Raw genomic sequence first — 25818 nt, forward strand, 5'->3', positions numbered from 1 at the left:
CTGTGCTTTTGTGCCGGCCATTCGTGCCTCAGAAATAGAGAAGCCGCCCGGAGGCGGCTATGTGGTTTTTGCGGCCTGCTCGGCCTCTTCGGCTTTCTGTCGCCAGAAGGCGAGCGCCGTGCGCTCCATGACCTGTACGTCGTCGAACACCTCCGGCCAGTCCTTGCGGTCTAAGCCGTGGATGTCGAAGAGGAAGGACATCGCGCCATACATGAGCCCGGTGGCGCCGGCCATGCCGATGTGCCACTGGGTATTCATCGACGAGAACACCTTCAAGGCGTCCTCGTTGTCGGGCCAGAGTTCCTGAGGCGGTGGCGTCGCCTGCTCAATCGTCAAGCCGTAGAACCGAGCCTCTTGCTCAGTCGGCGGCGTTGGCGGATCGAGCAGGTCGATCACCACCTCCTTCAGTTTTTTTCTTTGGCCTTCGTCAACTCAGCGAGGTAGGTGTTCCAGACCGCGCCGGGCGCTGCGAAGTAGTTGTCGGCGAGGATGCCGACGTTCTCCGCATTGAATGCGTCCGCCAGGTCCCAGCCCGAAGCCAGATCCATGATCAGTTCGGCATCGCTCTTGCCTTCCATCGACTCGGCGTAGTCTTTCAGCGCCTTGCGACTGCGGTGCTTGAACGTGAACTCGACAGGCTCGGGCTCGTTGCCAGGGATGTGCACCATCACCTTCGCTTTGAAGGTGGGGTTCGGCTGCAGCTTGATCGCCATCTCAGTAGCGAACCGGCTCGTTGAGCAGCGCGATGGTCGCTTGGCAGGCCATCAACTCGTTCACCGTCAGAGACGGGGTACGGTTGATCGACAGGAAGCCGTTGTACATGATCAGCGAGCCATCGGCCAGCGTGACCTTGATCGCGCGCGGCAGGCGGTCGTCATTGGCGACGCCGGCCAAGATGAAGCCGGCGAGCGACGGGTCATCGGCAACCGACATGGTCACCTGGAACGGCGTCTTGAAGGTCGGGATCTGCTTTTGGGCATCGCCCTCGAGCAACTGGTAAGTCAGGAACTGCTGTTCGCCGCCGCTGGTCGCGATCGAGAGGATCTGCGACAACTGCGTGAAGCCCGAGACCTTGGCGACCGTGCCGGTGCCGGAGCCTGCGGGATACAGGCTGGTCAGCGTGGTGTCGATGCCGTCCAGCGTGAAGTGCGTCGTGTCGGTCACAGTCACGCGAACGATCTTGTTGTTCAACTTGGACCAGCCCGAGACGATCTCGACGAAGTCGCCTGTTGCGAGGCCGTGAGTCGCACTGGTGACCGCAGCCGGCAAGGCATTGGTGATGGCGGTGACGGCGATGTTGGCGCCAGTGCCGTTTTCGATGGCGATGGTTGCGCCGTTTGCGAGGCGGACAGACATGATGATGGCCTTTCAGAAATGAAAAAACCCGCCGAAGCGGGTTGGTTGCAAGCCCGGAGCGGGCAGAAAAAAGCCCGCTCGAGGCGGGCCGGGGTTGAAACTCTTCGGTCTATCGGTCGGACCAGATTCCGAAGTGCTGGCGCGAGCCGCGCAGCTTCGTCTCTGCGTCGTAGTCAGCCTCTTGCGCGCCGATCGCCTCGGTTTGGAACAAGGCCGACGTCAACATCGCGCTTTCAATCTGCAGGCCGATCGCCGCCGCTTCCGCGCGGGTCGTCGACCACACTGCAATCTGGAATCGGCCGTTTTTCTTTGACGTCATGGAGCGCTCGATGAACGCCACAGCCCGGCCGCCGATCTGCTGATAGACGATGTACGGAGCCACGACGCCGTCAGGAGCCACGTCGGCATAGACGCGGCGCGTTCCATCTGTGTTCGTCGGCACCAAGCCCTTGAGCGTGTTGAACAGGTCGGCTTCGACGGTCATGCCTTCGCTCCGATCGATTCCTGCAGCCCTTGCGCGAATCGCGCTTCGGCGGCCTTGGTGGCGTCGGCGATGCGCGCATCCCATGCGTTGCTCAGGAACGGATTGGCCGCCGCGCGGCTCGTTCCGTTGTTCACCATGTGGCCGTATGGCGCCTTCTTGGCGTTCCACGAGACGTGATAGGTCGCCTTGTCGGCGCCGCTGTTGTTTGCGCTGAACGCCTGGTAGATCGCGGCGCGCAGAGAGCCGGCATCGAAGTAGTACTTCTGGCCCGTCTTCTTGAACGAGGATCCGTGAAACCAGTGGCCCTTCAAGGAAGACGGCACGCGCAGCAGCACCTCGTCGTACAGGATCTGCGCCGCGGCTTGAGCGGCCGGGCGCACCTGAAGCAACGCGGCATCGCCCATCGCATCCACTTGGCCGGTCATGGCAGCCAAGTCGAGGTTCATTGCGAACGCGCTAGCCATTGTTGGCCCCCTGCTCGAAGGCGAGGTCGAGGAAGCGCTTGCCGGTCGTGTCGGGCAGGATCGCCTGAATGCTGTAGACGATTGAGCCTTCCAAGACGCGCATCCCGGCTGTCACGCCGACCCGGTAGCGGATGCGGATACTGCCCTTGGCGATCGACACCGGGGCGTCAGCTTTCACGGCTTCAAGGCCATTGATGAAACGCACGTCAGCCCAAACCGTTGCGACATCGGTCCACGTCTGCACCGGCTGGCCGATCGCATCCTGGCCGACGGCCAGCGCCTGCAGCTTGACCTTGTGCCGAAGCTGTCCAGCCCTCATAGCAGCCACGTCCGGTAACGGTCGAGCAGGAAGTCAACATGCTCGTTGCGCTCGATGGCCTGGCCAACAGTCCAAGCCTCGCGGTTTTCGTACAGCGCACCGACGCGCAGCTTGATCCACGACTTGATCGGCTCCGGGACGCTCGCAGCGTCGGCGTAGCCGGTCGAGAAAATCACCTGCACCGCCTCGGGCTGCGAGCGGGCGCTCGGCCACACTTGACCGTAGGCTGGCACAACGCGCGCCGTGTAGTCGCTGCCGGCGACGAACTGATAGACGGTCGGGTTGACGGTCGTCAGCGTGCCAGTCGTGGCGTCCACGTACTTGACGGAATCGACCGCAGACACCGTGGGGCGCTGCAGTGCGATGGAATTGCAGAATGCGTCGAGCATGACCTGCCACTTCTGCGGCATGACAGCGCGACCCATCAGATGCTCGGCCTCCAGAGTCGCCGCACCGATCAGCGAAGTGAACAGCGCGTCTTCCGACGTGTTGCTCACGTCCGCAATGTCGGAGATCGTCCGGCAGTGCAGCTTCGCTTCTGGGACGGTGACCGGCAGCAACGTGGCTGCGGTTTGGAGGCGGAGCGTCATGCTTTACTCGATGACCTTGTCGTCGGCCGCAGGTGCCGCGATCGACTCGGCGTAGGCGACGGCATCGGGATGCGGGTCGAGGTCGCCATTGGCTTCGGCAACAGCCTTGTCGACGACCACGACGTCATTGACGGCGCCGAACTGGCCGGCGCACAGCACGCGCGCCTTGACTTGGCCTTCGTCGGCCGCTTTGGGTTTTGCCATGGTGGTTCCTTGGTGGAACGCAAGGCCCGGCCGAAGCCGGGCCCCGCGATCAGGTCGCCGAGTGGGCGTAGGTCTTGACCGAGTTCACGTCCAGCAGGTTGCCGCCAGCGCGAGCCCAGGCCAGATAGCCGACTTGGCCGTTCTTCATGTACGCGCTGTCGTCGAAGCGGAACATGGTCACTTCCATGGCGTCGCGGATCATGTAGCGAGCCAGGTTGCCGAAGGCGAGGGAGATCGCATTGGCGGCCGGGACCGGCATGTCGTTGTTCAGGTACACCGGGTAGCCCAACAGGCGGTCCGGCGTCGAGGAGGTCAGACCTTCGTCATAGCTCGGCGTCCAGATCGGACGGCCCGCGGTGTCCTTGATCTTGCGGATCACGCGGCGCAGGGTCTGCGAGAACATCCAGCCCGGCTCGGCGCCAGCCAGTTGCGGATCGGTCGTCGGCTGGTCCAGGTAGGCCGCGTCCAGCGAGTCGATCATGTCGACCAAGTCGTCATAGATGATCGTCAGGGTCTGGCCGGTCTGGCCGGTCTTGCCGATGCTGGCCGCCACGGTCAAGCCGAAGGGCTCGGCGGTGCCGGTGCCGATCGTGAACTTTTGGTTCTGGATGCGGCCGATGCGATCACGGAGGCGCTTGACCACCATGGCTTGGATGTCGAACTGGGCATCCTGCACGAGTTCGATCGGCACCGCGACCACCTTGGAGCCGAACTTGACCGTGTTGAGCGAACGGCTCGCGAACACCGGGTCGGCCGAAGCCGCTGCGGCGTTTTGCGCCACGATTTCACCGATTTCCGAAGTGCCGTCCGACGTCGGGTAGCTCAGGTCGGCGCCGTTGGCGGTCGTGATGTTGCCCGCGACCTTGCGCATGTAGCCGTAGCTCTTCAGGATGTCGACGAGTTCGGTCGCGACCAGCGTTTGGACCGTGAAACCGCCTTGCGAGCCGGTCGTGGTCGACATCGTGTTGCGGAACTTCGCGATTTCCTCGGCCGACATGTCGGTCTGCTTCTTGCGCAGGAACAGGTCGAAGCCTTCGTGCTGCTCGCTCTTGAACTTGCCCGGCTTTTCCTTCTTGTCGAGATCCTTGAAGTTCGCTTCGCGGTCCTCGGAGATCATCTTCTCGTGCGCGGCGATCTGGGCACGGGTGCGCTCGATGTCGTCGCCGTGGGCGTCGAATTCGGCTTGCTTTTCCTTGGTCCACGTCTTGTCGCCCATTTCGGCGAGGATGTGGTTGGCGGCTTTGCTGGAGGCTTGGAGGCGCTCCCGGAGGGCTTGAATGCTCATTTTTGGCCTTTCAATAGGAATGAGACGGACATAAAAAAAGCCCCTCGAAAGGGGCTCTGCTCTGACGCGGGAGTCGCGCTAGATCTGGGACTGCGCCAGGAGGCGCATGCGGTTGCGGTTGTGGGCGAGCTTTGCGGCGACCTTCTCGGCCAGGTCGGGCTCGGGTTCCGGCGCAGGCTCTTCGACCTTCGGCGCGTTGGCGTAGGCCGACAGGTTCCACTGCGCCTTCTTCTCGCCCTTGGTGTTGGCGTCGATGGCATCGATGAAACCGGCGTCGAGCGCTTCCTGAGCGTTCATCCACGTTTCGGCGTCCATCAGCGCGCCGATGTCTTCGGCAGACTTGCCGGTCTTGCGCATGTAGTCGGCGGCGATCGTGCCGTCGATCTTCTCGAGCAGGTCGGCGGTGGAGCGCAGTTCGGTGCGGTCGCCCATCGCCATGGTCCACGAGTTGTGGATCATGAACAGGCCGCCGTCCGTCATGCGGACTTCGGACGCGGCGAGCGCGAGGTAGGTCGCAGCCGATGCGGCCACGCCGTCGATGTGTGCGACGACCTTGCCGGAATAGCCGACGATCGCCGCGGCCATGGCGCGAGCCTCGAAGACGTCGCCGCCCGGGCTGTTGATGTGCATATGCACGTCCTTGCCGTCGGCAGAGGCCAGCGCAGACACCAGAGCAGCCGCAGAGGCGCCCCAGTAGCTGTCGATGACGTCGTAGACGTACACGTGGGCGCCGTCGTCGGCAGCCTCGCAACGGAGCGCGGCCGGCGCGGCATCCGCGCGGGCGTTGTCCTTCAGAAGCTGCATCAGCTTGTTGATTTTCATTGGGTGCCCTCTTTGGGTGCGGGTTCGGAGGCCGGCGCTGCGGCGGGTTTTGCGACGACGAACGGCTTTTCGTACTCGTCGCCCTTCAGCGGCGGCAGGTTGTGCGACCGGCGAACTTCGTTGACGCTCTTGGTGCCAGGGCCCTGCGCGCCGCCCAGCGCCGCGCGATCGGCTTCGGCCTGGGCCTTGGAATCGCCGCGCAGCAACTCGTCGAGGTCGAATTCAAGGAAGGGGCCGGCATTCCGGAACAACTTCCGATTCATCTCCTCTTCCCAGCGCGTCAGGTGCGGTTTGACCGTGTACTTGACGAAACCGAGCGTGATTTGCTCGATGCCCGTGTAGGAATTCGAGGACTTGTCGTTGTCGCCGATCAGGATCGGAGGGACGCCGAGCGCCTGGCAGATGTCCTCGCGCTCGAAGCGGCGGGACGACAGCAGATCCATATCGACCGGGCTCATGCTGAGTTCGTGCACGGTGCCGCCGTTCGCGAGGACCAGCGGCATCTTCCGCGCTCCGGTCCCGCCGTAGATGTCGACGAAGCTGTCACGCGTCTGCTTGGCTTGCTCCGGGCCAACGGCGTTCGGCCACGACAGCGCAATCTGAGGCATGGCGCCCTCGCCGATCGATCGGCCGGTGTAGTCGGCCGCCGCAAGCGCGTTCCCGACACCGGACTTCGCCGCGGTCTGGATCATGCTCAACGCCCGCAGGCCATCGAATCCGAAGCCCGAGAAATGCAGCATGTCGTCCTGATCGACGGTGTATGCCTTGCTCGTGTTGATGTCCTGCACGTCGTAGACCAAGCGGTCGCCGACGCGGCGCGGGACCACATAGTCGGGGTGATGCACCTTGAAGCCCGACACCTCACCAAACGTGGCGCCCTTGCGGCTGCGCAGGATCTCGGTGTGCTGGTCGCCGCGCAGCGCAACGCAACGGACGATCCATTCCTTCCAGCTCGCCGCGGTCCAGGCCGGAGCCGGCGATTCGTTCAACTTCCACCAGAGATCATCGCGCTCTGCCTTCGAGCGGTTGTCATCCTTGTCGAAGCGGTACTTGTTCAGGGGCAACTGAAGGATTGCGCCGGAGAGCTTCGACAGGCACGCAAAGACCGTGCTGACCTGCATCGCCGTCTTGTCCGTCACCGCGAAGCCCGAGGCCGGCGGCGAGTATTGGAAAAGGTCGCGCATGCCGTCGAGATTCGAACTGACAACGGTCGCGTTTTGCACGCCCATCCGCTTCGCAGCGCCCGGACGCGACGCGGCCCACTCGGTCAAGACGCGCGAGGTGTGCGCCTTCTCCGAGAGGTTGAGTGTTTGCGTCATAGCTTGTTCAGGTCCACGAATGTCTGTGAGGTGTCTTCAGATGCGATCGGCATCACGCCGACTGCCATTGCGAGCGCCACCATCCCGTCGATGCGGCCCCGCGCCTTTTTCTTGTCAAACTTGCGCGCGCCAGAGTCGCCAACGACCTTGGCGTTCTTCGCGCACATCTCCAAAATTGGGTGATTGCCGTGGCGCAACTGCTTCCCCAGCAACTTCACTTCGAGTTCGCGCAGCGCTGGCGTCATCGACAGCGTTCCCTGCCCGTATGGCTCGAATTTCTCCAACTCCTCTTCCGAGAAGTTCGCCTTCACCAGCCACGGCTTCAGGTGCACGAACAGCGCGCGGTCAAACGCGACCTTCTGAACGTTGCACCGATCGAAGAAGCCCCTCAGGAACTCGGCTACGAACTCATATTCGATGGCCCGGCCCGGCGTGGTGTTCAGGTGCCCCTGCTTCGCCCAAAGGTCGTATGGCACCTTGTCTTTTCGCGACTTCTCGGCCAAACCTTCGGCCGGAAGCCAGAATTCCGAGTGAACTCCGCCGTCTTCCGTGACCGCCTCCAGGCTGGTCAAGTCGTGGACGCTGGACAGATCCAGACCCGCCCAAACCTTCTTGCCCTCGATCGGCCCACACTGCGCGCCGTTGTCCTTCCACACCGAGGCCGCGACGAACGGAGAAACCGCCTCTACACGCTGATTCAGGATCAGGTTTCGAAACTCCGGCTCCTCGGCCGGCATCAGCATCGCCTTCTTGCACTGCTTCTCGACGTCGGCAAGCGATCGGAACTTGCCGAGCGCCGGGTTTGCCGCGGCCCACGCCTTCTTGTCGTCAAGCCTGCAGTCTTCCGGCGCCGCGTACACGTGGCACACGACGCGCGGGTCATTCGCCGCCTTCTGCCCATCGATCCATGTCGAGAACAGGTCGGCGTCCGTCGGCGCCTGGGTGCTGATCGCAATCAGCAGCGGGTTGTCGTAGGCGCCCTGCGCAGACGTCACCGCCGTCACAAATTTATCGGTTGGCCCGACGACCTGCCCCACCTCATCCAAGATCGCCAGAATGGGCGAGAGGCCGTGTGCCGTCTTACCCTCTGCGGCCAGGGCGCGGAACAGAACGTTCTTGCGCAGGCCGACCAGTCGCTTGCCGCTCGGCTGGATCCGAACCAGCGGCGTCAAGACTTCGCTCAACTCGACCATCTTGCGGGCGAGTTCGAAGATGACCGCGGCCTGCTCCTTCGACTGCGCGCCGCTCACAATCTGCGAGTTCTGCACAGCCTCCGGCCCGACCAGGTGGGCCAGCAGGATCGCCGCGATCAGCGCCGTCTTACCGTTCTTCCGAGCAATCGACAGGTACGCGCTATGCGTCCCATACGGGTTGTCGTAAATCTCCAGCACGAACTTGCGCTGGAAGGGCTCCAGCTTCATCGGCTGCCCGATGTTCTTGCCCTCAGGCGCCAGGCAGTACTTCTCGATGAACGCCACGACCTTCTGGCCGCGCGTCAACTTCCGCTTCTTCACGCCAGTAGCTCGTCGTCCTCTAGTTCCTCACGGAGCTTGCGGGACTGCTGCTCGACCTTCCGGCGCCCGGCCTCGTTGCGGGTGTCGCCAGCAACACGGCCGCCCATCCGAAGGGTCCGCATCAGGGCCATCTCGCGGCGGGCGAACTGCTCGAGCACCGAGACGCGAGGGTTCACGACCATCGTCTTCCGGTCGTTCTCGATCACGGTGCCCTCAACGTCCAAGGCGATCTGTTCTTTCTCGATGTCATGCAGGCACCGGGCGAGTTGGGCGGCGACGACCAAATCGGCCTCCGTCCACTCGTCCCTCGCGCGCGCGCGCACAACGCCTGCCCAAAATGGGCCGTCGCCATCCCTCAAACGAACATGTGCGGGAGGCTGGAGGTCGCCTTTTGCCGCATCCACCATAGCCTTGACGGCGCTGGCAGCGGAGTCGGCCCTGGTTCGTTTCATGGCGAGTTGTGTGATAGCGTTAAATCAAACGGAACCGGCGGGTCAGGGCTGGTTTTTCGAATCCAATGGACCACCCCCCGGGGTGGCCAGCGTCACCAGACCACTCGGCCCTCGGCATCGAACCTCGTTCGCTCATGCCCTGACTTCTCGGCCATCTGCTTGTCGCTGTCGTGATGCGGCTTGCACAGGGATTGCCAATTGGCCTCATCCCAGAACAACACCTGGTTGCCCTCGTGCTTGGTGATGTGGTCGACCACCTTGGCCGCCGTGACCCTGCCCTGCTCAGTGCACATCACACACAGTGGGTGCGCCTGCAGGTATAGGAGCCTGGCTCTCTGCCACGCTGCCCCATATCCGCGCTCTGCTGTCTTGCGCTTGTCTGTGCGCCAGCTTGGGAGCCTGGGGCTCATCCCTTGAGCCTGTCGATCTCATCCAGCAGCTTCCGATTCACGGAAAGCAGCGTGGCGATGTTCTCGTTCTGCAGGTCAACCAGTTGCATCAGCCTGCATATGGCATCCGCTGCCTGTGGTGGCATGACTGCCAACTCACGCTGCAGGGCGTTCATGTCTGCGATGAAGGATTGCGCATTCGCCATCGGACTTCCCTTGTGGGTGGCTGCCTGCCGTTCTTCCTTGCTTGATCACGCCCGGAGCTGGACGCGGAGAAACCGCCACCTTTGCCCGGGTGGCTCGCCCTCAAGTTGGGCGATGTGCTCGGGGTGCGATGAATTGCCCGGCGCGGGACGAACCGTGACTGTTTAGCTCCGAGTAGGAAACCACGCGAGCCCGGCCGGAGCAAAAGGAAAGCCGCCGAGACTTGCGTCAGGGCGGCTTGTGTTCAGTGGGCACACTGCAGAGGCAATGTCCCGGGCGTTAATGTGTTCGATTTCGTTGCATCTGGCAATGCCTGCGCCGCTTGTGCATGTGTCATTTGCCAGCGGTAGTAGGCCCAGCCTCGCTGATTGGTGAAAGGGCGGACCACGATGACGCTACCCGATTCCTCCAGCGCCTTGAGCACACGCACCACAGCCTCACGCATGGCGCGCTCTTGCTTGTCGGTGAGTTCGCGGCCATTCCGCACGTAGGAGATCACATCCCCGATGCGGAAGTCTCGGCCCGGAAAGGCGGCCATCAGGTCGATCACGTCACTTGCGAACTTCAAAGGCTTGCTCCACTCGGTTTACTGCGTCCCGGAGGCCGTCTTCGTACTGCGACACGGTGATGTTGAGCGCCTTGGCGCGGTCGGACCTGAATCCCTGGTGATCGTTGCCCGGGTATTCGGCCTGCAGTGCGAGGCGTGGGATGCTGCCTTCGGACAGCGACTCCCATGCCGCTTGCACCTTGCGCGCGTTGCGCTCGTTCGGCCGGATCTTGGATGTGCGGTTGAGCTCGTCCAGATCCAAATCCCACTCAGGAGGCGCGCGGTAGTCGCCCTCTGCGGAGCCGCATTGCGTCCGCGGCAACGGGTGCGGCCAAGCGCCTTGGTTCGCCCAGCGCGCCCAATTCAGCATCTCCTCATGCATGGCGTTTGGCACCCGGTACATCAATTCCCCTTGAAGCGATCGTCGCGATAGCAGGTGATCTCCGTTGCGAACTCTCCAGCCTCCTCACCCCGCAGGGCGACGTAGACGCTTCCGTTCACCGAGAATCGCTCCCCAGGGCGGATGTCAAAGATTCCGGCGAGCGTGATGGTCATCAGCCCTCGGGGTTGCCGCGCCTTCGCCTCCCCCACTTCAGCCGGCAGAGCAGCAGCGCAACCTGCGCCGGAGGGCATCGCGGCTATGGTGGTGATGCCTTTCATGCGGCGCTCCCGAGCTTGTGCGCGACCAAATCCAGCGCCAGCTTGCGCATGTCCTCAAGGTGTCGCTCCGTGGCGCGCAGTGAGCCGGCGCTCCCCGAGCCTTCCGTCGGACGCAGGCCGGCGCGCCACAGTTCATCTATGAGCCTTTGAGCCGACTGGTTCTCCAGCCTCACGGTGGGCTCCGTGATCAGCCCCAGATCCTCAGGAACCTCGAACACCAGCGGCCGCGCTAGCGCTGGCTTGCGGCCGCTCTTGTCGCAAAACAGAATTTCGATGGAATCGGACCACGCCGACCGTTGGCAAAGGACTTCGAGGGTCATGCTTCTTCCTTGATAGGCAGTAGGGACGGGAGGATTTCGGGAAGCGGCACGGGCTTCCATGCGAGGGTTTCGTCGCGGGCGTCGTCGCCGGGGTCGCGGATGGGGCGGAGGAACTGATCAGCGACGCAGCGTGACTTGCCGCCCTGCCATGTAGTGAGTTCCCGGTCGATGACCCACAAAGGGCCGAAGTCCTTGATTTCCCCGCCAGGCACCATGACCTGGGCAGGCGCCCTCAGGTGAAGGCAGCGGACGATCTTCCCCTCGTTGCCGCCGACACTCACCGTCATGATCGCCAGATCACCCGGTTTGCAGTTCATGCTTGCCCTTTCTTGAGTTCCCGAGCCTTCGCCCGATAGATGACCTTGATTTGCCGCAGGGTGTCGCGGTCCAGCTTGAGCAGTTCGTGCGGGCCATTGAGGCGCGCAACGCGCTCGGCGCCGATGCGCTTGATCAGCCGCTCTTCGTAGTTCGCCGCGACGGTGCGGGCTTTGCCCGGGTGCTTGCTGCCGCCGTTGCAGCCCTTGCACTGCTTGTGGCAGTTGTCCTCGTCGAAGCGCAGTTCAGGGAACGCGCCGCGGCCCTTGTAGTGGCCGGCATCCCACTGGCCGCCCGATGTCATGGGTGGGTTCGTCTCGTCGCAGGAGATGCACGGCAGCGCGGCATCGCGGGCGCGGATGTAGTCGTTGAAGGCGTCCTGCGCGGCGGCCACGAGCTCGCGAATCGGCTTGATCGCCTCCTTGCGGGCCTTGAACTGCGCCTTCTCCGCCTTCTTGTCCGCTTCGACCTTACGGCGCGCGCAGATTGGCGAGCACACCTTCTGCATCAGGCGAGCCGGCATGAAGGACGCTTCGCAGTGCGCGCAGGTCTTGGGCTTGAGGGTGGCTTGGATCAAGGGCCATCCCTCCAATACGTCCAATCGGCATAGGCGTCCGAAGGCGTATAGCCCAGGCCAATCCTGACGTTGAGAGCGTTGGCGAATCCACAGTGCCAGATGCCGTGGACCTTGACCAATCTGGGCTTCATCGGCCGTCACCCCACGACTTCGGCGCCGTGAAGCGCACATCCCGCTCAGCGCCGAAGGCTTCCATCAGCGTCATCAGGTCGGCCATCTCGCCAACGGTCATCTTGGATGTGGACTGGCCCAACACCACGAAACCGCCGTCGATGCCGGGTACGGCGTCCTGCTTCTTCAGGCTGGCCGAGAAGATGTGCTTCCAATCTTCCTTCGACAGCTTGCGGCCGTGCCATTCGACCTGGTCGGCCACGTCCTGCAGCATCGCCCACATGCGCGCGTTCTGCTGCGTGCTGCGGGTCTCGCGCTTGAACGACAGGACGCCACGATGCCCAGCCATCAGGAGAGGCTTGACCTCGCGCTCGTAGATCGCGTTCCAGGCGGTCGCGGCCTGCACCGGGTTGTAGACGGTGACGGCGCTCATAGCGGCACCTCGCCGTGGTAGTACGCCATCGCCTGCGGCACCAGGTCTTCAGCCTTCACGAAGAACGGCGGGGCGTAGAACATCATCTGCGGGTCGATGTACATGGCGCGAACGAACTCCCCGGACTCCAGGGCGATCACGTCGTTTCCGCGCCAGAGGTAGCGGTGGCCTTGGCGAGCGCTTCCGGTAGCCAGCCCCAGTACTGCGGCTCCTTGGCCGCTCGATACTTGGCCTTCCACCTGGCGTACTCCGCCCAATTCGGATGTGTCGAGCAGATCCGGACGAGATGATCCAGCTCCGCCTTCTGGTTGGGCTCCAGCGTCATGCATTCGCGGCCTCACGCTTGAATCGGTACTTGCCGACGGCGTTGCGCTCGATGTAGCCCAGACGCTCCAAGGCCTTCAATGGGCCGGTGACACACTGCGGCCCGGCGTAGCGGAAGTTGCTCGCGATGGCCTTCAGTGGCGGCAGTTGGTCGTTCTCGGCGAAGAACTCCTGCATGTAGCCGAAGATCATCTTTTGAACGGGGGAGATGCGCCGACCCATGGCCTAGAAAGGAATGTCGTCCGACATGTCATCGAAGCCCGACGACGGCTTGGGCGCCGCTGCGGGCGCGCGCGGGGCCGCGGCCGGCGCCTGGGTGCGCTCACCGGCGCCCAGCATCACCAGGTTGTCGGCCCGAATCTCGGTCGCGTACTTCTCGACCCCATCCTTGTCGGTGTACTTGCGGGTGCGGATGGAGCCCTGCACGCAGACCTGAGCGCCCTTGCACAGGTACTTCGCGGCGACTTCTGCCGTGCGGCCATTGAAGACGACGCGGTGCCATTCCGTCGCCTCGCGCAGTTCGCCGGACTGCTTGTCCTTCCACTTGTCGGTGGTGGCAATCGTGACGTTGCAAATCTGGTCGCCGCTTGGGAAGGTGCGGCTCTCAGGATCTCGGCCGAGGTTGCCGATGATGGTGACTTGGTTCAGAGATGACATGGTTCAGTTCGACGGGGTTGCATAGCGCCAGCGGAAGCCGCCAGCGGTCTTACGGATGCCGCGCGCTACGCGGGCGATGTTTGCGTCGGTCGCGCCTGTCGCCATGGCGCCTGCAGTGATCGACGAGAAGTGGTGGACGAACTCGCCGTCCTTGGTCAGTTGATCGACGGGCATTGGCACGCCGGGGCGCCCGGGGTATTCCCGCGCATCCTCCGGACGGCTCCTCAGCAGGTCGGCGATGTCCGAGCGATCGGCAGACAGGCCCATCGTGAAACCGTTGTGCGTCGAGCGGCGAATGTTGGTGCCGGGCCAGAAGTCGAGGCTCACAGTCCACCCCCGCGGTGCGCCGTCGCCTGCTTGCGCGGAGGCTCGCCGGCCCAACCACTGAACTTGGTCTGATCTCCGATGTAGCTCAGGTTGAGGTAGCCGCAGCGGCCTTGGCGGTTCTTGGCGACGCTCAACTTGGCGTAGTGCTTCCACTCGTCGCCGAGTTCGGGGTTCGCCATGATCGGGCGCTTGATGAAGATGATCAAGTCGGCGTCTTGCTCGATCGCCCCGGAATCACGGAGATCGCTCATCATGGGCATCTGGTCGGGGCGCTCTTCGCTCTTGCGGTTCAACTGCGCCAGACACAGCACGCAGATCCCGAGCTCTTTCGCCAACCCCTTCAGGCCGCGGCTGATCTCCTCGAGCTGCGTATTGCGGTTCGCCTTCGAATCAAGCCCGCTCATCAGGCCGATGTAGTCCACGATCAGCACGTCAAGCCCGTGGAGGCGCTTTAGGTTGCGCGCCTTGGAGCGGACCTGGTTGATGTTCAAGCCGCCTTGGTCGCTGGTATGCAGGTTCAGGGTCTTGGCGCGGTCGACGCCCTCAATGACACGATCCCACTGCAGACCGCCTCCCTTGCTTGGGCGCTTCACAGACGACAGGCTGACCGAGCCGAGCATGGCCGTCAGGCGGTCGTTCACCTCACTGTGCGACATCTCCATCGACAGCAAGCCAATTCCGTACTTCGCGGCCATGTGGACGCCGATGGACAGGCCGAGGGCCGTCTTGCCCATGCTTGGCCGGGCGCCGACGATGACGAGCTCACCGGGACGCAGGCCGCCTTCAAGGTATTCGTCCAGATCCGATAGGCCGGTCCCCATCACGCGGAGGTTCCCTGCGGCGCGGTCCTCGAGTACCTGCGTGTGAAGGACCATCGCCTCATGCGCGCCAAGCCACTCGTCCCGAGGCGCATCCTCGATCAGCTTTGCAAGTTGGCTTTGGGCGCGATCGACGCGATCGGAGATGCTGACGGTATGCGCGGTGGCGAGCTCGGAAATCTCGGAGCTCACCGCCAGCAGTTGCCGACTCTTGAACCGCTCAATTACCAGATCGGCATAGCGGCGGATGTTCGCCGAGCTCGGCACATATTGCGCCAGCGCGTGAACCTCAGCCATGGTGCAACGGTCGCCCAGCGCAATCGACACGGTCACCACGTCGGCACGCTTGCCGGCGTTCAGTTGCGCGGAGAGCTCCGCAAAGATCATCCGGTTCTGATCGCCGTAGAAGTACTCGGCCTTCATGAGCGCGCCGATGCGATCCCATGCGCCGTTGTCCAGCAGCAGAGCGCCGATCAGGCTGTTCTCGGCATCGACCGCAGCAATGGCGTCGATGGCGTTCAGGTCGTGGTTCACGCGGTTTCCCTTGTTTTCTCGATGACGTGCTTCATGCCCTTTTCGGTCAGCAGGAAGTCCAGGTCGCATTGCCAGTTGGCGTGCTCGCCGACGCGGCCGGTGCGGCCCATCAGGAAGTCGTTGTCGCGGGCACGGTCGAAGTACTCGCGCAGCCAGACAAGCGCCTCGTCGGCGGTCGTGGCGCGGCGGGCGCCGTCAGACTTGGCAGAGGTCAGCACCCAACGCCAGAACTTGGACAGCGCCTTCTTGCGGGCCTCGCTCATCAACCGAACAGCCGGCAGTTCAGGAAGAACCTCGTGGTACAGGTCGACCATTGCCTGTGCCTTGCATGTCGGCAGGTCGCCCTTGGCGACAGAGTTCTTATCCTGTTCCTGTTCCTGTTCCTGATTAGGCATAGCCTTCGCGGAAGGCTTTGCGGAAGCCTTCGCAGAACCTGCGGAGTCCTTCGAAACGAAGAGCTCGTCGAACGCTGCTACATAGGACTCTCCAGCCTCTTCCAGGCACTCACGCATCGATGAGATGGCCTCGCGCTTGAGTGCACATTCGGGCAGAAGATCGAGCTCAACGCGCCATGAACGGACCACGTTCGGCGACTCCGGCTTGTTGTGACGGAGGGCATTGGGGAGCCATACGAGCTTGGCTTTGAAGTCGGCTTTTGCCATGCCTTGCGTAGAGACTTCGACGAAGGCTTCATCGAAGGCTTCCATTTCCCATCCGAGCTCCTCGGCCATGGCTGCCCGGCCAGCGCGGAACAAGCCTGGGATCGGCCCGGTGTGAGGCCCGGTCAGCAGGAAGAACCAAAGCCCTTGTCCAGAGGCCGGGAGGGGCGACAGGTTGCGGAACTTCTCGTCCGACCATGTGCGCACTTCGATCTTGCGATAGCGGCTCACACAGGCTCCCAGCAGCGGTAGCCGCCGATCTCAAGCACGACGCCACATACCATCACAAGGCGGATCAAACCTTCCTTCTCCATCTCGTGCAGCCGGCGATCGATCTGAACGACGGTCAAGCCGGTGTTTGCGGAGATGGACGCAGCGGTGCCGGTGCCGACGCGCTTGAGGTCGCCGAGGATGCGGCCGGCATGCGACTTGGCGAATTTCTCGGCGCGTGCTGCGGCCTGGTGCGATGTATCGGGGTCGGTGCGACGTGCGCGCGGCAGGTCGTACATCTCGATTGCGAGTTCCATCACAGACCTCCGAAGGTTGAGTCCATACCGCGGACCTGCTCATCGCTCGGGATGGCCTTTGAGTACGCGCCACCGTGCGGATTCGAGCCGTTGAGGGTGATGGGTGCGCCAGGCTTCTTGTTGCCCTTGTGGGGCTGCAGGGCCTTGACTGTTTGGCTGGGCAGCGAGCGCCAGTTGAAGGGCGATGTCATCAATGTGCCTGAGCGTTTCTTTGAGATGCTCAAAGCGCCGCAAAGTCGCTAGAACTAAGGTTGTCAAAGGAGGCCTCGTCAAGCGAAGATTCAGCAATGGCCTTCAACACAGCAACCCGGACCCAGATCGCAGTAGGAATGCCCGCCGAGCTGGCGATGAGCTTCAGGCGCTGCTCGTCGCGCTCGGAGAGGCGAAGGGTGATGGCCTCGGTCTTCTTGCCCTGCGGCATGTTGCGTGCGGTCGTCATGTGTCTCTCGGTTTCCTCTGTTGGATGGGCAGGCGGTAAGGCGTCAGGCGGCCCTGCGGATGCGGCGCGCGGACTTTGGGGTGCGGTAGATGCCCCAGTCGATGTCGGGGCGGAGGGTTTCGCAGTCCACTCGGCCGCCCGTAGCGCGCTCGATGGGCCCACACTTGTCAGCCGGGACGTTGCGTCCTGGCAGCTTCCATTGACTGAGGGCGCCCTTCTTGACGCCGATCAGGTCGCACAGTCGTTGCTGGGTGCCGACGATGTCTGCGGCTAGGGAAAGTGGGTGCTTTTCCGGTGTGTTCATGACTTGCGGTCCTCAGGGTTTGCGCAAGTCTATAACTTCTGCACTTCGGAGTCAACAAATTCAACACGACCAACTGAGCCTATGTTTAGATAATCTAGCCATGGACATACCAAAGTGGCTCAAGGAATCGAGGCAGCGCGCGGGCCTCACGCAAGAAAACGCGGGCGCCCTGGTGGATGTGACCAAGGGGAATTGGTCAGCGTGGGAGCATGGCCGGCACAGTCCGAGCATCAAGCAACTAGCACGGATTGCCGATGCTCTGCACGCGCCGCTCCCTGATGGCCTTAAAAGCAACGACGCGAACTTAGTGTTTACTCACGTGCCTGAGCATTCCGTGACAAAGGGCACACAGATCGGAAGCTTGACTCAGTCAGTCGTAGCTCAGGTGGAGCCCGGTGGGGCGTTGTCCTACATTCGTCGGGTGCCTGTGACTGGAACCGCGCGCTTGCGGGCCGACGGCACATACGAGGAGATAGAGGCAATGGGTGGAATGGATGGGTTTGTCGTCTTGCAAACCCCTGATCGCACGGCGCATGCGCTCCGTGTCCGCGGTGACCAGATGGCCCCCGCAATTCGTGACGGCTGGTATGTTGTTGTGTCGCCAAACTCGACGCCGGCTGTGGGTGAGTATGTGGCGGTGACGCTACGCGATGGGCAGAAGATGGTCCGAGAGCTGCTGTTTCAGCGCGCGGACTCGATCGCTGTCATGGAAGTGAACGGCCAGGTTCGACAGACGATCCCGACCGAAGAGGTGGAGAGCATCCACGCGATTGCGGCGGTCATCCCTCCAAGCCAATGGCAGCCGATGTGACCAACATTCCCAGGCTTCGGGAACTGCGCGAGTTTCATGGCGAGAGCCAGAAGCAACTCGCTGCGGTGCTCGATGTCGCCTCCCGCACTATCTTGCGCTGGGAGGCTGGCGACCAAGACCCTAACCTGTCCGACCTGCGCAAGCTGGCCGCGCACTACGGCGTGACCGTGGCGTACCTGGTCGGAGAGGCGTCGAAGTGACAATTCCTGTCACCCCCGTCCATTCACGTCACCCGGGCAACACGGTTTGTCACAGATTGTGTGGCGTCCGTGAAACATTGCGCACTTTAGTTCCGCTCGCGCGGCTGGCACGCTGGCTGCGTTACATCACCCGTCCGGGGCTTTCCCGGCTTCACCAAACTGGAGTTTCTATGAACCGTGCAATCCGCTCCGCCCAGAAGGGCTTCACCCTGATCGAGTTGATGATCGTCGTGGCGATCATCGGCATCCTGGCTGCCGTCGCCCTGCCGGCCTACCAAGACTACGTGAAGCGCGCCAAGGTCACTGAAGGTCTGGCTCTGGCATCGGCCGCCAAGACGACGATCGCCGAGAACGCCGCCAACGGCAAGCTGTACAGCGCTGGCTGGACCGCCCCCACCGCAACCGCGAACGTGACCTCGGTTGCGATTGACGATGCGAACGGCCAGATCACGATCACTTATGCAGCCCCTGTCCAAGCTGGCGGCACCCTGATCCTGCGCCCGTACACCGGACCGGTCAGCACCCCCGTTGCTTTGCCGACCTCGGTTACGGCCGGCTACGCTCCCCCGGATGGTTCGATCTCGTGGGCTTGCGGCGCGCTCGGTGCAGCCGCCCCCGCAGTCGCCGGTTCGCTGGAAGCCAAGTTCGCCCCGTCGAACTGCCGCTAATCTTCACGCTGTCCCACACAGGCCGCCTTCGGGCGGCTTTTTCGTTTTAGGATCACGCCCATGCGAACCCTGCTCATCATTGCCGCCCTCGCGCTTGTGGGGTGTGGCGACAAGCCAAAGGCCGTTGCCGACTTCGGCGCGGCCCAGCTTGCGCGCGCCGCTGTCGCGGCTGAGCGGGCCTGCGCTGCGGCGGGCTTCGAGGATCTACCCTCCTGCGCAGAGTCGCCAGCCCAGGACGTCAGGCGCGCCGCCAAGACCGCCATGGAGATGGAAGCCACGTACACCAGGCTATGCGCCGCCGATCTGAGGCGCGAAAAGTGCGACGACATGCTGATGTCTGCCTACTTTGTAGCCAAAAAGTAACGGACCTTTCCATAAGAGTAGGAGCAGCCCGCCGCGCGCGGGCTTTTTTTCGCCTCCAAAAATATTAGTCCCGAATATCTTGACATTGCCATTCTAGAAATTCTATACTTCGTCCAAGCGCTGAGTGGTTCGGCGCAGGAGATGGAAGTGAACAAGGTCAGCAGCATTCGCCGCACCCCGGCGTTCCTCCCGCACGAAGAAGCGGAGATGCGCGAAGAGTTCCTCGCAGGCGTCGAAGTCACTGAACTCGATGCGCCCGTCCCGACGTTCCCCGCTGCCCGCATCAACGTTCGCGGCGAGCTGGTCATCAAGCCGACCGGCCTTCCCCCGGCTGAGTGGGAGATCCTTTGATGAACACGCTGGACATCCTCATCCTCGCGCAAGGCAACGAGCTTGCCGACTTCAAGGCGGCCCGCGAGTTGTATCCGCTCACCGAAGCGCAACTGCTGGCCTACGACCGCGCCCACAACGCAGCGAAGAACTCGCCGGCCTACGACGCGCAAGCATCGGCCCGCGCTCTGCGGCAGGAACTGAACGGGGGTGCGCGATGAAAGCCGCCTTCGAAGCGATTCAGGCGGGCCTCCTCGCCATCGCCATCTCTGCCGGCTTGGTTTGGTGTCTCGACCGCTGGTTTTTCTTCGACGGCATCCCTGCCATCTGGTGACCACATGAACAAGCAACAACTCACATTTCGCCTGGCAGTGCCGGCGCCAAAGCCAATCGGCGGTCTTCTGGACAGCCGCTCCCAGTACGTGCCGGCCGTCAAGACCGACATCAGGGCGACTTTCGCAAGGGTCAGGGCCGAACAGCAACTTCCGCAACCGAAAGGCAAGTGATGCCCGACGAACTGATCCTCCTTCTTCAAGACATTGCGAGCGCACTGGTCTGGGTGGCGCTGTCCTGCGTGTTCGGAATCGCTGCGTTTGCCGCTCTCGTTGGGGACTGGCTATGAACGTCGCCGACTTCGCGGACAGCCGCTTCCTCTGCCTGGAGAACAACAGCCGCGCCCAGCGCATCGGCATTGTCTCCTCGCAACTCCACGAGATCGAGGAGTTGTGCCGAGCCAACCCGAGGACCGCCGCCTATCAGCAGCACGACCTCGAAAGGCTGCGCGCCGAACTGCGCGAGCTGCGCAAGCCCGCGCCACCGCGCCAACCCGCTGCCGGGTTCGTCGCCACCTGCGTCGTCCTGCTTCCCCTTGCGCTGATCAGCGTCGTCTCGCTGGTCCGCTACTTCATCCACCCCTGAAAGGCCGACATGGCACACACCACCACCAACATCCACGGCGTCAAGTCGATCCGGGTTGTCCCGACCGTCTTCAGAGACTTCGTTTCTCACCTCGTTGTTTTTGAACTGATTGGCGGCGGCGAAGTCACCGTCAGCGGTTTCGCGCCCGAGCTTCTGTCGGTCGACGTCCAAGAGCCGGCCAGTGCAATCGAGGAAGCGCCGGAGACCGCATGACTGAAGAAGTATCGAAGCTCCTACGCTCCCCGTTCCCGGCCAACCAGATCGGGAAGCTGCCGAAGCCGTTCAAGAAGGATTCCGCGAAAGGCCAGTGCGACGAGTGCGGCGGCTGGCACGGGCTGCCCGCCGCGCACTTGGACTATGTCGGTCACGCGGCGATCACCCACCGCCTGCTTGACGCCGACCCCGCTTGGTCGTGGGAGCCGCTGTCGCTCAACGAGCAGGGCCTGCCCACGGTCGACAGCAATGGCGGCTTGTGGATCAAGCTGACCGTCGGCGGCATCACCCGCCTCGGCTACGGCGACGCACAGGGCAAGACTGGCGGCGACGCCATGAAAGAGCGCATCGGCGACGCCCTCCGCAATGCCGCCATGCGCTTCGGCGTAGCGCTGGAGCTTTGGCACAAGGGCGACCTCCATGCACCGACCGAGGAGGAACTCGCAGCGGCCCGCAAGGAAGCGCGCGAAGACTGGCTCAAGGGCGTGTTCGCCAACATCGACGGCGCGACCAACTCCGGCGCGCTGCGCCAGGTCATCGCCGCCGCGACCGCCGTCGCCACTCGCGAGAACGACCTCGAGGCGATCGAACTCGTGAAGAAGCATGCCAACGAGAAGGTTGCCGCCGCGAAGAAGCAACCCGAAACCCCCAAGACCGAATCGGAGCCAGCATGAACACCCCCACCCTCTACGAAATCTCCGCGGCCTATCGCGCCGATGTCGAGAAGCTGGCAAACCTCGATCTCGACGAAGAGACGCTGGCCGACACCCTGGAAGGCATGAGCGGCGAGCTGGAGGAAAAGGCGCAGAACGTCATCTTCTTCGCTCGCAATCTCGAGGCCACAGCCGCCGCGATCAAAGAAGCGGAAGCCAAGATGGCTGCGCGCCGGAAGGCACTGGAAACCCGCGCTGACGGCCTGCGCCGCTACGTGTTCTCCGCGATGCAGCTTGCGGGCGTCACCAAGATCGAATGCCCGTACTTCCGGCTCGCGATCCAAAACAACCCGCCGAGCGTCGATCTGTACGAGCCCGACCTCTTGCCGCTTGAGTACATGACTCAGCCCGAGACGCCGCCGCCCGCGCCGGACCGCAAGGCCATCGGCGCCGCGCTCAAGGCTGGCAAGGACGTGCCTGGTGCAAAGCTGACTCAGGGCCAACGCCTCGCCATCTCTTGACCCCCACCAAATGGGTGGAGAACAGAAGTAAAGGAAATTTGTGATGAACGAACACGATAGGTCGGTCGTTTTGCGCATCGGCGGCAAATACAACTGGCGCGACCAACCTGAGCGACTGGCGTACATGGGCGTCCGGCGATACCCGGGCGACCGCCGCACATGGCATCAGTTCGAGAAGGTGGACGCCCCTGGAATCGTCTGGAGCGAAGTCCTCGACAGCGACCTGCCGCAATTCGAGGAAACCGAGCCTGTCGCCACCCATCAGGAATAGGAAAGCAGACATGAACATTCAGCGATTCAACAATCGGACCGGCCTGATGAACCCCGAGGCAAACGGGTTGTATGTCCGCTACGAAGACCATTGCGCCGCCCTTTCCGAGCAGACCCAGCAGGGGGAGGCGCTGACGGCATTGCTGACGGATGCGGTAAAGACCGTCTACATCAATTCCGTAACGCATCCCGATCTGCGCGGCGAGCATTGCATCAACACTGCGGCCATGGACAAGGTAAAAGCCGCATGGCATGCCCTCTCCGCCCAGCAGGCCGGCACGGGGGAGCCGCTGAGGGATCGCTTGCAGCAGAAATGCTCCGACTGGGGAACGTACTGGCGCGCACCAGACGCGCATGGCGTCGAGTTGACCAAGCAACAGGCCGTCGAACTGCTTGCCGACGCGCTCGGCGTTGAAGTCGAAATCAAGGACGCCACCCCCAAGGCAGCACCGGCAGCAGTGAGCGAGCGTGATCCGTTCGATGATGAATCGGCGCTTCACTCTCGGTCGGACGCATGGTTTGCAGTCGTTGGAGCTCTCAATCAGGCGTGCCCGGATTGGATGGAGAAAGACGTTGCTGCAATCGAATCCGCGCCAAAGGCCATTCGTGCCATGGGTGCTCGCCTACGCGCCCTTTCATCCCCTCCGCCGAGCACCGATGGCGCGGGAAAACTTACTCCAGCACAAATCGGAAAGCTTTGGTTTGAGGCTGTAGGCGAGTTCGGCGTGGGGAAAGTCGTGCTCCCTTCAGACATTCTGAAGTTCGCCGAAGCGGTGGAAGCAGCCCTCGCCGCTGCCCCTGATAGCCAAGCCGCTGTTCTGATTGGGCCGAACGGAACCGGGGTTGCGACGGGAACTGTCATGGCCGCCCCTGATAGCCGAGCCGCGAAGTACCTGCGCATCATCCGCAACGTTCGCGCCATCGTGGACGAGTGGCCCGAGGTTGAAATGCCGGGCTCGCCTCTCTCGCGAATCAGGACCATCGTCGCTTTTGCCGCTCAGTCCCCGGCAGCAGGGCAGGAGGATGCATCGTGAGAGTTGCACACGTAGTTTGCTGGCGCTATGGCGACGGCAGCGGAGGCGGAGCCGTGAGCGTCCACTACAGTGAGGAAGGCGCAAAGAAGATGCTGGACATACTGAACGCACAGGACGGCCTGCGCCAGTACTTCATTGACAAGGTGCCAACCGACGAGCCAAACGTCGAGGCTCAGTCTCCAGCATCGGGGGCAGCGTGAACCAACCAACAGAGTTTGACTACCTGCTTAACAGCATGGAGTTTGCCGCCCACGCGGAAGAGCCCGCGCGTGCCGACTATGGCGGTCATCGCCGTCGCTTGTTTGAGTACGTTCGCAAGTTGGAAGCCGGTGCTGCTCTCTCCGCCCAGGCGCGAGCCAGCGAGGCAGAGGATGCGTGGATCACGGTTGGCGGTGATCGCTTCCCAGAGCCAGATGTTCCAGTGCTCGCCACGAACGGGCGAACCATCGGCGTCTATGCCTTCCAAAACGACGGCGACGGATGGGCATGGGCGCAGCAGAAATGGTGCTGGAACCTTGCCGATCCTGACGGCCTTGAATGGGACGACGACTACGAAATCACCCACTGGCGACCGCTCCCCAAGCCTCCCGCAGGGGACGCTGGTAGCAGGGGGGAGACGAAGTGAGGTTCATCTCCGTTTGCTCGGGCATTGAGGCCGCATCCGTCGCCTGGAACCCGCTCGGCTGGAAAGCAGCCATGTTCAGCGAGATCGAGCCTTTCCCCTGCTCCGTGCTCGCCCACCACTATCCCACCGTCCCGAACCGGGGCGACATGACCAAGTTCGAGGACTGGCCCGATGACTCAGTTGACCTTCTTTGCGGAGGAACCCCCTGCCAATCTTTCAGCGTCGCCGGACTCCGAAAGGGATTGGATGACCCTCGTGGCAACCTCATGCTTACCTACGGTGCCATTGCTGCAAAGCATCGGCCCAGGTGGCTGGTTTGGGAGAACGTCCCCGGAGTTCTGTCATCAAACGGAGGACGGGATTTTGGCTCCTTCCTCGGGCTCCTGGGGCAACTCGGGTATGGGTTCGCTTACCGGGTTCTTGACGCTCAGCACTTCGGAGTTCCACAGCGACGCCGCCGCGTGTTCGTTGTCGGATGTCTTGGAGACTGGCGAGCTGCCGCAGCGGTACTTCTTGAGCGCCACAGCCTGTCGGGACATCCTGCGCCGAGCCGCGAAGCGGGGCAAAGAATTGCCGCCACCCTTACGCGAGGCGCTGAAAGCAGTGGCAAAGGAGGCTACGCCGGCAGACGCCGCGAAGATGACGTGAACCTGGTCAGCATGTGCCTGAACGCCAAGGGGGGGGCAGGACGCCTGGATGCGGAATCGGAGACGCTGATTCCTATCAACGGGGGTCACTTTGGCGTCGCTCACGCACTGACCGGCGAGGGCTTCGACGCCAGCGAGGACGGCACGGGGCGCGGTACGCCGCTGGTGCCAGTCCTGCCATTCGATACTACGCAGATGACTAGCGCGGCGAATCGGAGCCAGCCCAAAGCCGGCGATCCGTGCCATCCGCTGGCCGCTGGAGCTCATGCGCCGGCCATCGCCTTTAGTTGGCAAGGCGGCGGGACACAGACCACGCTCGGCTACGACCCGGATTCTCGAGTTGCGGGAACGCTGGTCAAGGACCAGACGCAGGCAATCGCAGGCTCGCAAGTCCGACGCCTCACGCCCATGGAGTGCGAGCGCCTTCAAGGATTTCCTGACGGATACACAGCGATCCCTACCAGCAAAAGAAACGCCGCGGCAGAGCATGAAGAAATGCGCGCTTACTACCTGCGCACCGGCCAAGCGGTGACGGACGACGAGATTCGCCGCATGGCAGCCGATGGCCCGCGCTACAAGGCTCTTGGCAATTCGTGGGCGGTTCCGTGCGCCAAGTGGATCGGCGAGCGCATCAATGCCGTGGAGCAGATCACGGCACCAAAAGAACTGGAGGCCGCATGACCACCCCCATCGCACTACGGAGTATGAGATGAGCGACACAGCAATTCTTGAACGACGAATCCCTGACTGGCTTGCGCCCCACAAGAACGAGTGGCGCAGCCGGATCGGGCTGGGCGCGCTCTTCATCGTCGAAGGGCGACCGTTCTCAGCTTGGATGAACGAGATCCAGCCTCGCCTTCGCTGCGTGAGCAAGGAATCCACGAACGGGAAGAGCATGGCTCGGTACTACCTGGTAAAGCAGGTTTGGGCGTTCGCAAGGGCGCACGGACTCACCATCAAGCCGGCAGCGCCATTTCGCGAGGATCGAGAGCGGATTCTTGAGCTTGAAAATCGAGTCGCAGACTTGCAGCGCCGGTTGATCGCCGCGGAAAGCCGGCCGCCCGAAGTGCGCTTGGTTCGCAACCCGAACGCGATCCCCATGCTGACGTCCATGCTGACAACGACAGAGGCGAAGCCGCTCCCGGGCGTCTACTTCCTGATTTCCGAGGGCGTCGTCACCTATGTAGGCCAGTCGCAAAACGTGCTGGCTCGCATGTCCGGACACCGCGGGAAAAGGTTCGACGCCGTGAAGATGATCCACGAACCCGATATGAACGCGCTTTCGCCGCTGGAAGACCGTTGGATTCAGGCGTTCGCTCCGAGAGACAACGTAAGAGGCTTGGAACATATGAGGGCCGAAGCATGAACGACCTGATGACCCTAGACGAGATTGCCCAGATGCACCACTGCTCGATGCGCCACGCGCGCGACGTTCTGGTTAAGCTGTCGGGGTTCCCGCAGGAAGCCCCCACCAGCACCCCGCGGAACCGGCTTTGGCTGCGTGCGGAGGTGCGGGCGTACATCCACCGTAAGCCGGCGAAACTCGCACGAATCCCGCACATCGGGCTGCGAGCCGCATGAATGCTAGAAACTGCTTCCGTGGTGGGGCAC

Annotated in this window: 50 protein-coding genes; 17 read left to right on the forward strand and 33 right to left on the reverse strand. The window is 62.9% G+C overall.

What is annotated here, in order from left to right; genetic code table 11:
- Window positions 1-57 precede the first annotated feature (57 nt).
- The 33 genes from ACSFBL_RS33400 to ACSFBL_RS33560 all read right to left on the reverse strand — a co-directional run bounded on the left by ACSFBL_RS33400 (window position 58) and on the right by ACSFBL_RS33560 (window position 16954).
- Entirely contained in the window at window positions 58-396 is a 339-nt protein-coding gene (locus tag ACSFBL_RS33400) for a DUF1799 domain-containing protein (protein WP_435520110.1), read from the reverse strand.
- Window positions 397-404: 8 nt separating this feature from the next.
- On the reverse strand, window positions 405-713 hold the full coding sequence (locus ACSFBL_RS33405) for a phage tail assembly chaperone (RefSeq protein ID WP_435520111.1): 309 nt from the start codon (window positions 711-713) through the stop codon (window positions 405-407).
- 1 nt (window position 714) lies between these two features.
- Window positions 715-1356 carry a phage tail protein gene (locus ACSFBL_RS33410; protein ID WP_435520112.1) on the reverse strand — a complete coding sequence of 214 codons (642 nt, stop codon included), beginning with the start codon at window positions 1354-1356 and terminating at the stop codon, window positions 715-717.
- 109 nt (window positions 1357-1465) lie between these two features.
- Window positions 1466-1840 (reverse strand): DUF3168 domain-containing protein, encoded by a 375-nt coding sequence (locus tag ACSFBL_RS33415; RefSeq protein ID WP_435520113.1) that lies wholly within the window; start codon window positions 1838-1840, stop codon window positions 1466-1468.
- The gene (locus tag ACSFBL_RS33420; RefSeq protein WP_435520114.1) at window positions 1837-2286 is read right to left on the reverse strand and encodes an HK97-gp10 family putative phage morphogenesis protein; all 450 of its coding nucleotides are present in this window, start codon (window positions 2284-2286) and stop codon (window positions 1837-1839) included. The genes ACSFBL_RS33415 and ACSFBL_RS33420 overlap by 4 nt, the downstream gene beginning before the upstream one ends.
- Before the next feature lie 10 nt (window positions 2287-2296).
- A complete protein-coding gene (locus ACSFBL_RS33425) occupies window positions 2297-2623 on the reverse strand; it encodes a phage head closure protein (protein ID WP_435520115.1) in 327 nt (108 codons plus the stop codon).
- A complete protein-coding gene (locus tag ACSFBL_RS33430; RefSeq protein WP_435520116.1) occupies window positions 2620-3213 on the reverse strand; it encodes a head-tail connector protein in 594 nt (197 codons plus the stop codon). The genes ACSFBL_RS33425 and ACSFBL_RS33430 overlap by 4 nt, the downstream gene beginning before the upstream one ends.
- 3 nt (window positions 3214-3216) lie before the next feature.
- Window positions 3217-3417 (reverse strand): hypothetical protein, encoded by a 201-nt coding sequence (locus ACSFBL_RS33435; protein WP_435520117.1) that lies wholly within the window; start codon window positions 3415-3417, stop codon window positions 3217-3219.
- A 49-nt stretch (window positions 3418-3466) separates the two neighbouring features.
- Window positions 3467-4702 (reverse strand): phage major capsid protein, encoded by a 1236-nt coding sequence (locus ACSFBL_RS33440; RefSeq protein ID WP_435520118.1) that lies wholly within the window; start codon window positions 4700-4702, stop codon window positions 3467-3469.
- 78 nt (window positions 4703-4780) lie between these two features.
- On the reverse strand, window positions 4781-5524 hold the full coding sequence (locus ACSFBL_RS33445; RefSeq protein ID WP_435520119.1) for a head maturation protease, ClpP-related: 744 nt from the start codon (window positions 5522-5524) through the stop codon (window positions 4781-4783).
- Window positions 5521-6843, reverse strand: a complete 1323-nt coding sequence (locus ACSFBL_RS33450; RefSeq protein ID WP_435520120.1) for a phage portal protein — start codon at window positions 6841-6843, stop codon at window positions 5521-5523. Before ACSFBL_RS33450 ends, ACSFBL_RS33445 begins: the two co-directional genes overlap by 4 nt.
- A complete protein-coding gene (locus ACSFBL_RS33455) occupies window positions 6840-8357 on the reverse strand; it encodes a terminase large subunit (protein WP_435520121.1) in 1518 nt (505 codons plus the stop codon). The genes ACSFBL_RS33450 and ACSFBL_RS33455 overlap by 4 nt, the downstream gene beginning before the upstream one ends.
- On the reverse strand, window positions 8354-8809 hold the full coding sequence (locus ACSFBL_RS33460; protein WP_435520122.1) for a TerS protein: 456 nt from the start codon (window positions 8807-8809) through the stop codon (window positions 8354-8356). Before ACSFBL_RS33460 ends, ACSFBL_RS33455 begins: the two co-directional genes overlap by 4 nt.
- A gap of 92 nt (window positions 8810-8901) precedes the next feature.
- Window positions 8902-9105 carry an HNH endonuclease gene (locus ACSFBL_RS33465; protein ID WP_435520123.1) on the reverse strand — a complete coding sequence of 68 codons (204 nt, stop codon included), beginning with the start codon at window positions 9103-9105 and terminating at the stop codon, window positions 8902-8904.
- 110 nt (window positions 9106-9215) lie between these two features.
- Window positions 9216-9404, reverse strand: a complete 189-nt coding sequence (locus ACSFBL_RS33470; RefSeq protein WP_435520124.1) for a hypothetical protein — start codon at window positions 9402-9404, stop codon at window positions 9216-9218.
- Window positions 9405-9646: 242 nt separating this feature from the next.
- The gene (locus ACSFBL_RS33475; protein WP_435520125.1) at window positions 9647-9970 is read right to left on the reverse strand and encodes a hypothetical protein; all 324 of its coding nucleotides are present in this window, start codon (window positions 9968-9970) and stop codon (window positions 9647-9649) included.
- Window positions 9954-10355 carry a hypothetical protein gene (locus ACSFBL_RS33480; RefSeq protein WP_435520126.1) on the reverse strand — a complete coding sequence of 134 codons (402 nt, stop codon included), beginning with the start codon at window positions 10353-10355 and terminating at the stop codon, window positions 9954-9956. Before ACSFBL_RS33480 ends, ACSFBL_RS33475 begins: the two co-directional genes overlap by 17 nt.
- Window positions 10352-10609, reverse strand: a complete 258-nt coding sequence (locus ACSFBL_RS33485; protein WP_435520127.1) for a hypothetical protein — start codon at window positions 10607-10609, stop codon at window positions 10352-10354. The genes ACSFBL_RS33480 and ACSFBL_RS33485 overlap by 4 nt, the downstream gene beginning before the upstream one ends.
- Window positions 10606-10929, reverse strand: coding sequence for a hypothetical protein (locus ACSFBL_RS33490; protein ID WP_435520128.1), 324 nt, complete (start codon window positions 10927-10929; stop codon window positions 10606-10608). The genes ACSFBL_RS33485 and ACSFBL_RS33490 overlap by 4 nt, the downstream gene beginning before the upstream one ends.
- The gene (locus ACSFBL_RS33495; RefSeq protein ID WP_435520129.1) at window positions 10926-11246 is read right to left on the reverse strand and encodes a hypothetical protein; all 321 of its coding nucleotides are present in this window, start codon (window positions 11244-11246) and stop codon (window positions 10926-10928) included. The genes ACSFBL_RS33490 and ACSFBL_RS33495 overlap by 4 nt, the downstream gene beginning before the upstream one ends.
- Window positions 11243-11962, reverse strand: coding sequence for a recombination protein NinG (locus ACSFBL_RS33500; RefSeq protein WP_435520130.1), 720 nt, complete (start codon window positions 11960-11962; stop codon window positions 11243-11245). The genes ACSFBL_RS33495 and ACSFBL_RS33500 overlap by 4 nt, the downstream gene beginning before the upstream one ends.
- On the reverse strand, window positions 11949-12365 hold the full coding sequence (locus tag ACSFBL_RS33505; RefSeq protein WP_435520131.1) for a recombination protein NinB: 417 nt from the start codon (window positions 12363-12365) through the stop codon (window positions 11949-11951). Before ACSFBL_RS33505 ends, ACSFBL_RS33500 begins: the two co-directional genes overlap by 14 nt.
- Window positions 12362-12505 (reverse strand): hypothetical protein, encoded by a 144-nt coding sequence (locus tag ACSFBL_RS33510; protein ID WP_435520132.1) that lies wholly within the window; start codon window positions 12503-12505, stop codon window positions 12362-12364. The genes ACSFBL_RS33505 and ACSFBL_RS33510 overlap by 4 nt, the downstream gene beginning before the upstream one ends.
- The gene (locus ACSFBL_RS33515; RefSeq protein WP_435520133.1) at window positions 12502-12690 is read right to left on the reverse strand and encodes a hypothetical protein; all 189 of its coding nucleotides are present in this window, start codon (window positions 12688-12690) and stop codon (window positions 12502-12504) included. Before ACSFBL_RS33515 ends, ACSFBL_RS33510 begins: the two co-directional genes overlap by 4 nt.
- Complete coding sequence (locus tag ACSFBL_RS33520) at window positions 12687-12911, reverse strand: LexA family protein (RefSeq protein ID WP_435520134.1); 225 nt, start codon at window positions 12909-12911, stop codon at window positions 12687-12689. The genes ACSFBL_RS33515 and ACSFBL_RS33520 overlap by 4 nt, the downstream gene beginning before the upstream one ends.
- A gap of 3 nt (window positions 12912-12914) precedes the next feature.
- Window positions 12915-13346 (reverse strand): single-stranded DNA-binding protein, encoded by a 432-nt coding sequence (gene ssb, locus ACSFBL_RS33525; RefSeq protein ID WP_435520135.1) that lies wholly within the window; start codon window positions 13344-13346, stop codon window positions 12915-12917.
- A 3-nt stretch (window positions 13347-13349) separates the two neighbouring features.
- Window positions 13350-13673, reverse strand: coding sequence for a hypothetical protein (locus ACSFBL_RS33530; RefSeq protein WP_435520136.1), 324 nt, complete (start codon window positions 13671-13673; stop codon window positions 13350-13352).
- Window positions 13670-15025: a replicative DNA helicase gene (locus tag ACSFBL_RS33535; protein WP_435520137.1), complete on the reverse strand. Its 1356-nt coding sequence runs from the start codon at window positions 15023-15025 to the stop codon at window positions 13670-13672. The genes ACSFBL_RS33530 and ACSFBL_RS33535 overlap by 4 nt, the downstream gene beginning before the upstream one ends.
- A complete protein-coding gene (locus tag ACSFBL_RS33540) occupies window positions 15022-15915 on the reverse strand; it encodes a hypothetical protein (protein WP_435520138.1) in 894 nt (297 codons plus the stop codon). The genes ACSFBL_RS33535 and ACSFBL_RS33540 overlap by 4 nt, the downstream gene beginning before the upstream one ends.
- A complete protein-coding gene (locus ACSFBL_RS33545) occupies window positions 15912-16211 on the reverse strand; it encodes a hypothetical protein (protein ID WP_435520139.1) in 300 nt (99 codons plus the stop codon). Before ACSFBL_RS33545 ends, ACSFBL_RS33540 begins: the two co-directional genes overlap by 4 nt.
- Window positions 16211-16402 carry a hypothetical protein gene (locus ACSFBL_RS33550; RefSeq protein ID WP_435520140.1) on the reverse strand — a complete coding sequence of 64 codons (192 nt, stop codon included), beginning with the start codon at window positions 16400-16402 and terminating at the stop codon, window positions 16211-16213. The genes ACSFBL_RS33545 and ACSFBL_RS33550 overlap by 1 nt, the downstream gene beginning before the upstream one ends.
- A gap of 29 nt (window positions 16403-16431) precedes the next feature.
- Entirely contained in the window at window positions 16432-16650 is a 219-nt protein-coding gene (locus ACSFBL_RS33555; RefSeq protein WP_435520141.1) for a hypothetical protein, read from the reverse strand.
- A gap of 43 nt (window positions 16651-16693) precedes the next feature.
- Window positions 16694-16954 (reverse strand): transcriptional regulator, encoded by a 261-nt coding sequence (locus tag ACSFBL_RS33560; RefSeq protein ID WP_435520142.1) that lies wholly within the window; start codon window positions 16952-16954, stop codon window positions 16694-16696.
- A gap of 100 nt (window positions 16955-17054) precedes the next feature.
- Between ACSFBL_RS33560 and ACSFBL_RS33565 the strand changes: the two genes are divergently transcribed.
- From ACSFBL_RS33565 to ACSFBL_RS33645, 17 genes are all read left to right on the forward strand, one after another.
- Complete coding sequence (locus tag ACSFBL_RS33565) at window positions 17055-17765, forward strand: S24 family peptidase (RefSeq protein ID WP_435520143.1); 711 nt, start codon at window positions 17055-17057, stop codon at window positions 17763-17765.
- A complete protein-coding gene (locus ACSFBL_RS33570) occupies window positions 17762-17965 on the forward strand; it encodes a helix-turn-helix transcriptional regulator (RefSeq protein WP_435520144.1) in 204 nt (67 codons plus the stop codon). Before ACSFBL_RS33565 ends, ACSFBL_RS33570 begins: the two co-directional genes overlap by 4 nt.
- Before the next feature lie 170 nt (window positions 17966-18135).
- Window positions 18136-18633, forward strand: a complete 498-nt coding sequence (locus ACSFBL_RS33575) for a pilin (RefSeq protein WP_435520145.1) — start codon at window positions 18136-18138, stop codon at window positions 18631-18633.
- 60 nt (window positions 18634-18693) lie between these two features.
- Entirely contained in the window at window positions 18694-18996 is a 303-nt protein-coding gene (locus ACSFBL_RS33580) for a hypothetical protein (RefSeq protein WP_435520146.1), read from the forward strand.
- Window positions 18997-19143: 147 nt separating this feature from the next.
- Window positions 19144-19347 carry a hypothetical protein gene (locus ACSFBL_RS33585; RefSeq protein ID WP_435520147.1) on the forward strand — a complete coding sequence of 68 codons (204 nt, stop codon included), beginning with the start codon at window positions 19144-19146 and terminating at the stop codon, window positions 19345-19347.
- On the forward strand, window positions 19347-19547 hold the full coding sequence (locus ACSFBL_RS33590) for a hypothetical protein (RefSeq protein WP_435520148.1): 201 nt from the start codon (window positions 19347-19349) through the stop codon (window positions 19545-19547). Before ACSFBL_RS33585 ends, ACSFBL_RS33590 begins: the two co-directional genes overlap by 1 nt.
- Window positions 19548-19944: 397 nt before the next feature.
- Window positions 19945-20244: a hypothetical protein gene (locus ACSFBL_RS33595; RefSeq protein ID WP_435520149.1), complete on the forward strand. Its 300-nt coding sequence runs from the start codon at window positions 19945-19947 to the stop codon at window positions 20242-20244.
- Between the two features lie 9 nt (window positions 20245-20253).
- Complete coding sequence (locus ACSFBL_RS33600) at window positions 20254-20457, forward strand: hypothetical protein (RefSeq protein WP_435520150.1); 204 nt, start codon at window positions 20254-20256, stop codon at window positions 20455-20457.
- Window positions 20454-21131, forward strand: coding sequence for a hypothetical protein (locus tag ACSFBL_RS33605; RefSeq protein WP_435520151.1), 678 nt, complete (start codon window positions 20454-20456; stop codon window positions 21129-21131). The genes ACSFBL_RS33600 and ACSFBL_RS33605 overlap by 4 nt, the downstream gene beginning before the upstream one ends.
- Window positions 21128-21631 carry a siphovirus Gp157 family protein gene (locus ACSFBL_RS33610; RefSeq protein ID WP_435520152.1) on the forward strand — a complete coding sequence of 168 codons (504 nt, stop codon included), beginning with the start codon at window positions 21128-21130 and terminating at the stop codon, window positions 21629-21631. Before ACSFBL_RS33605 ends, ACSFBL_RS33610 begins: the two co-directional genes overlap by 4 nt.
- 43 nt (window positions 21632-21674) lie before the next feature.
- The gene (locus tag ACSFBL_RS33615; protein ID WP_435520153.1) at window positions 21675-21902 is read left to right on the forward strand and encodes a hypothetical protein; all 228 of its coding nucleotides are present in this window, start codon (window positions 21675-21677) and stop codon (window positions 21900-21902) included.
- A 10-nt stretch (window positions 21903-21912) separates the two neighbouring features.
- Window positions 21913-22935, forward strand: coding sequence for a hypothetical protein (locus ACSFBL_RS33620; RefSeq protein ID WP_435520154.1), 1023 nt, complete (start codon window positions 21913-21915; stop codon window positions 22933-22935).
- A gap of 53 nt (window positions 22936-22988) precedes the next feature.
- The gene (locus ACSFBL_RS33625; RefSeq protein WP_435516549.1) at window positions 22989-23135 is read left to right on the forward strand and encodes a hypothetical protein; all 147 of its coding nucleotides are present in this window, start codon (window positions 22989-22991) and stop codon (window positions 23133-23135) included.
- Window positions 23132-23560 (forward strand): DUF551 domain-containing protein, encoded by a 429-nt coding sequence (locus ACSFBL_RS33630; protein WP_435520155.1) that lies wholly within the window; start codon window positions 23132-23134, stop codon window positions 23558-23560. The genes ACSFBL_RS33625 and ACSFBL_RS33630 overlap by 4 nt, the downstream gene beginning before the upstream one ends.
- A complete protein-coding gene (locus ACSFBL_RS33635) occupies window positions 23557-24888 on the forward strand; it encodes a DNA cytosine methyltransferase (protein ID WP_435520156.1) in 1332 nt (443 codons plus the stop codon). Before ACSFBL_RS33630 ends, ACSFBL_RS33635 begins: the two co-directional genes overlap by 4 nt.
- Before the next feature lie 28 nt (window positions 24889-24916).
- Window positions 24917-25573 (forward strand): GIY-YIG nuclease family protein, encoded by a 657-nt coding sequence (locus ACSFBL_RS33640; protein WP_435520157.1) that lies wholly within the window; start codon window positions 24917-24919, stop codon window positions 25571-25573.
- Window positions 25570-25788, forward strand: a complete 219-nt coding sequence (locus tag ACSFBL_RS33645; protein ID WP_435520158.1) for a hypothetical protein — start codon at window positions 25570-25572, stop codon at window positions 25786-25788. Before ACSFBL_RS33640 ends, ACSFBL_RS33645 begins: the two co-directional genes overlap by 4 nt.
- Window positions 25789-25818 lie beyond the last annotated feature (30 nt).

This window comes from Variovorax glacialis (assembly GCF_051216375.1).
Taxonomy (GTDB): domain Bacteria; phylum Pseudomonadota; class Gammaproteobacteria; order Burkholderiales; family Burkholderiaceae_C; genus Variovorax.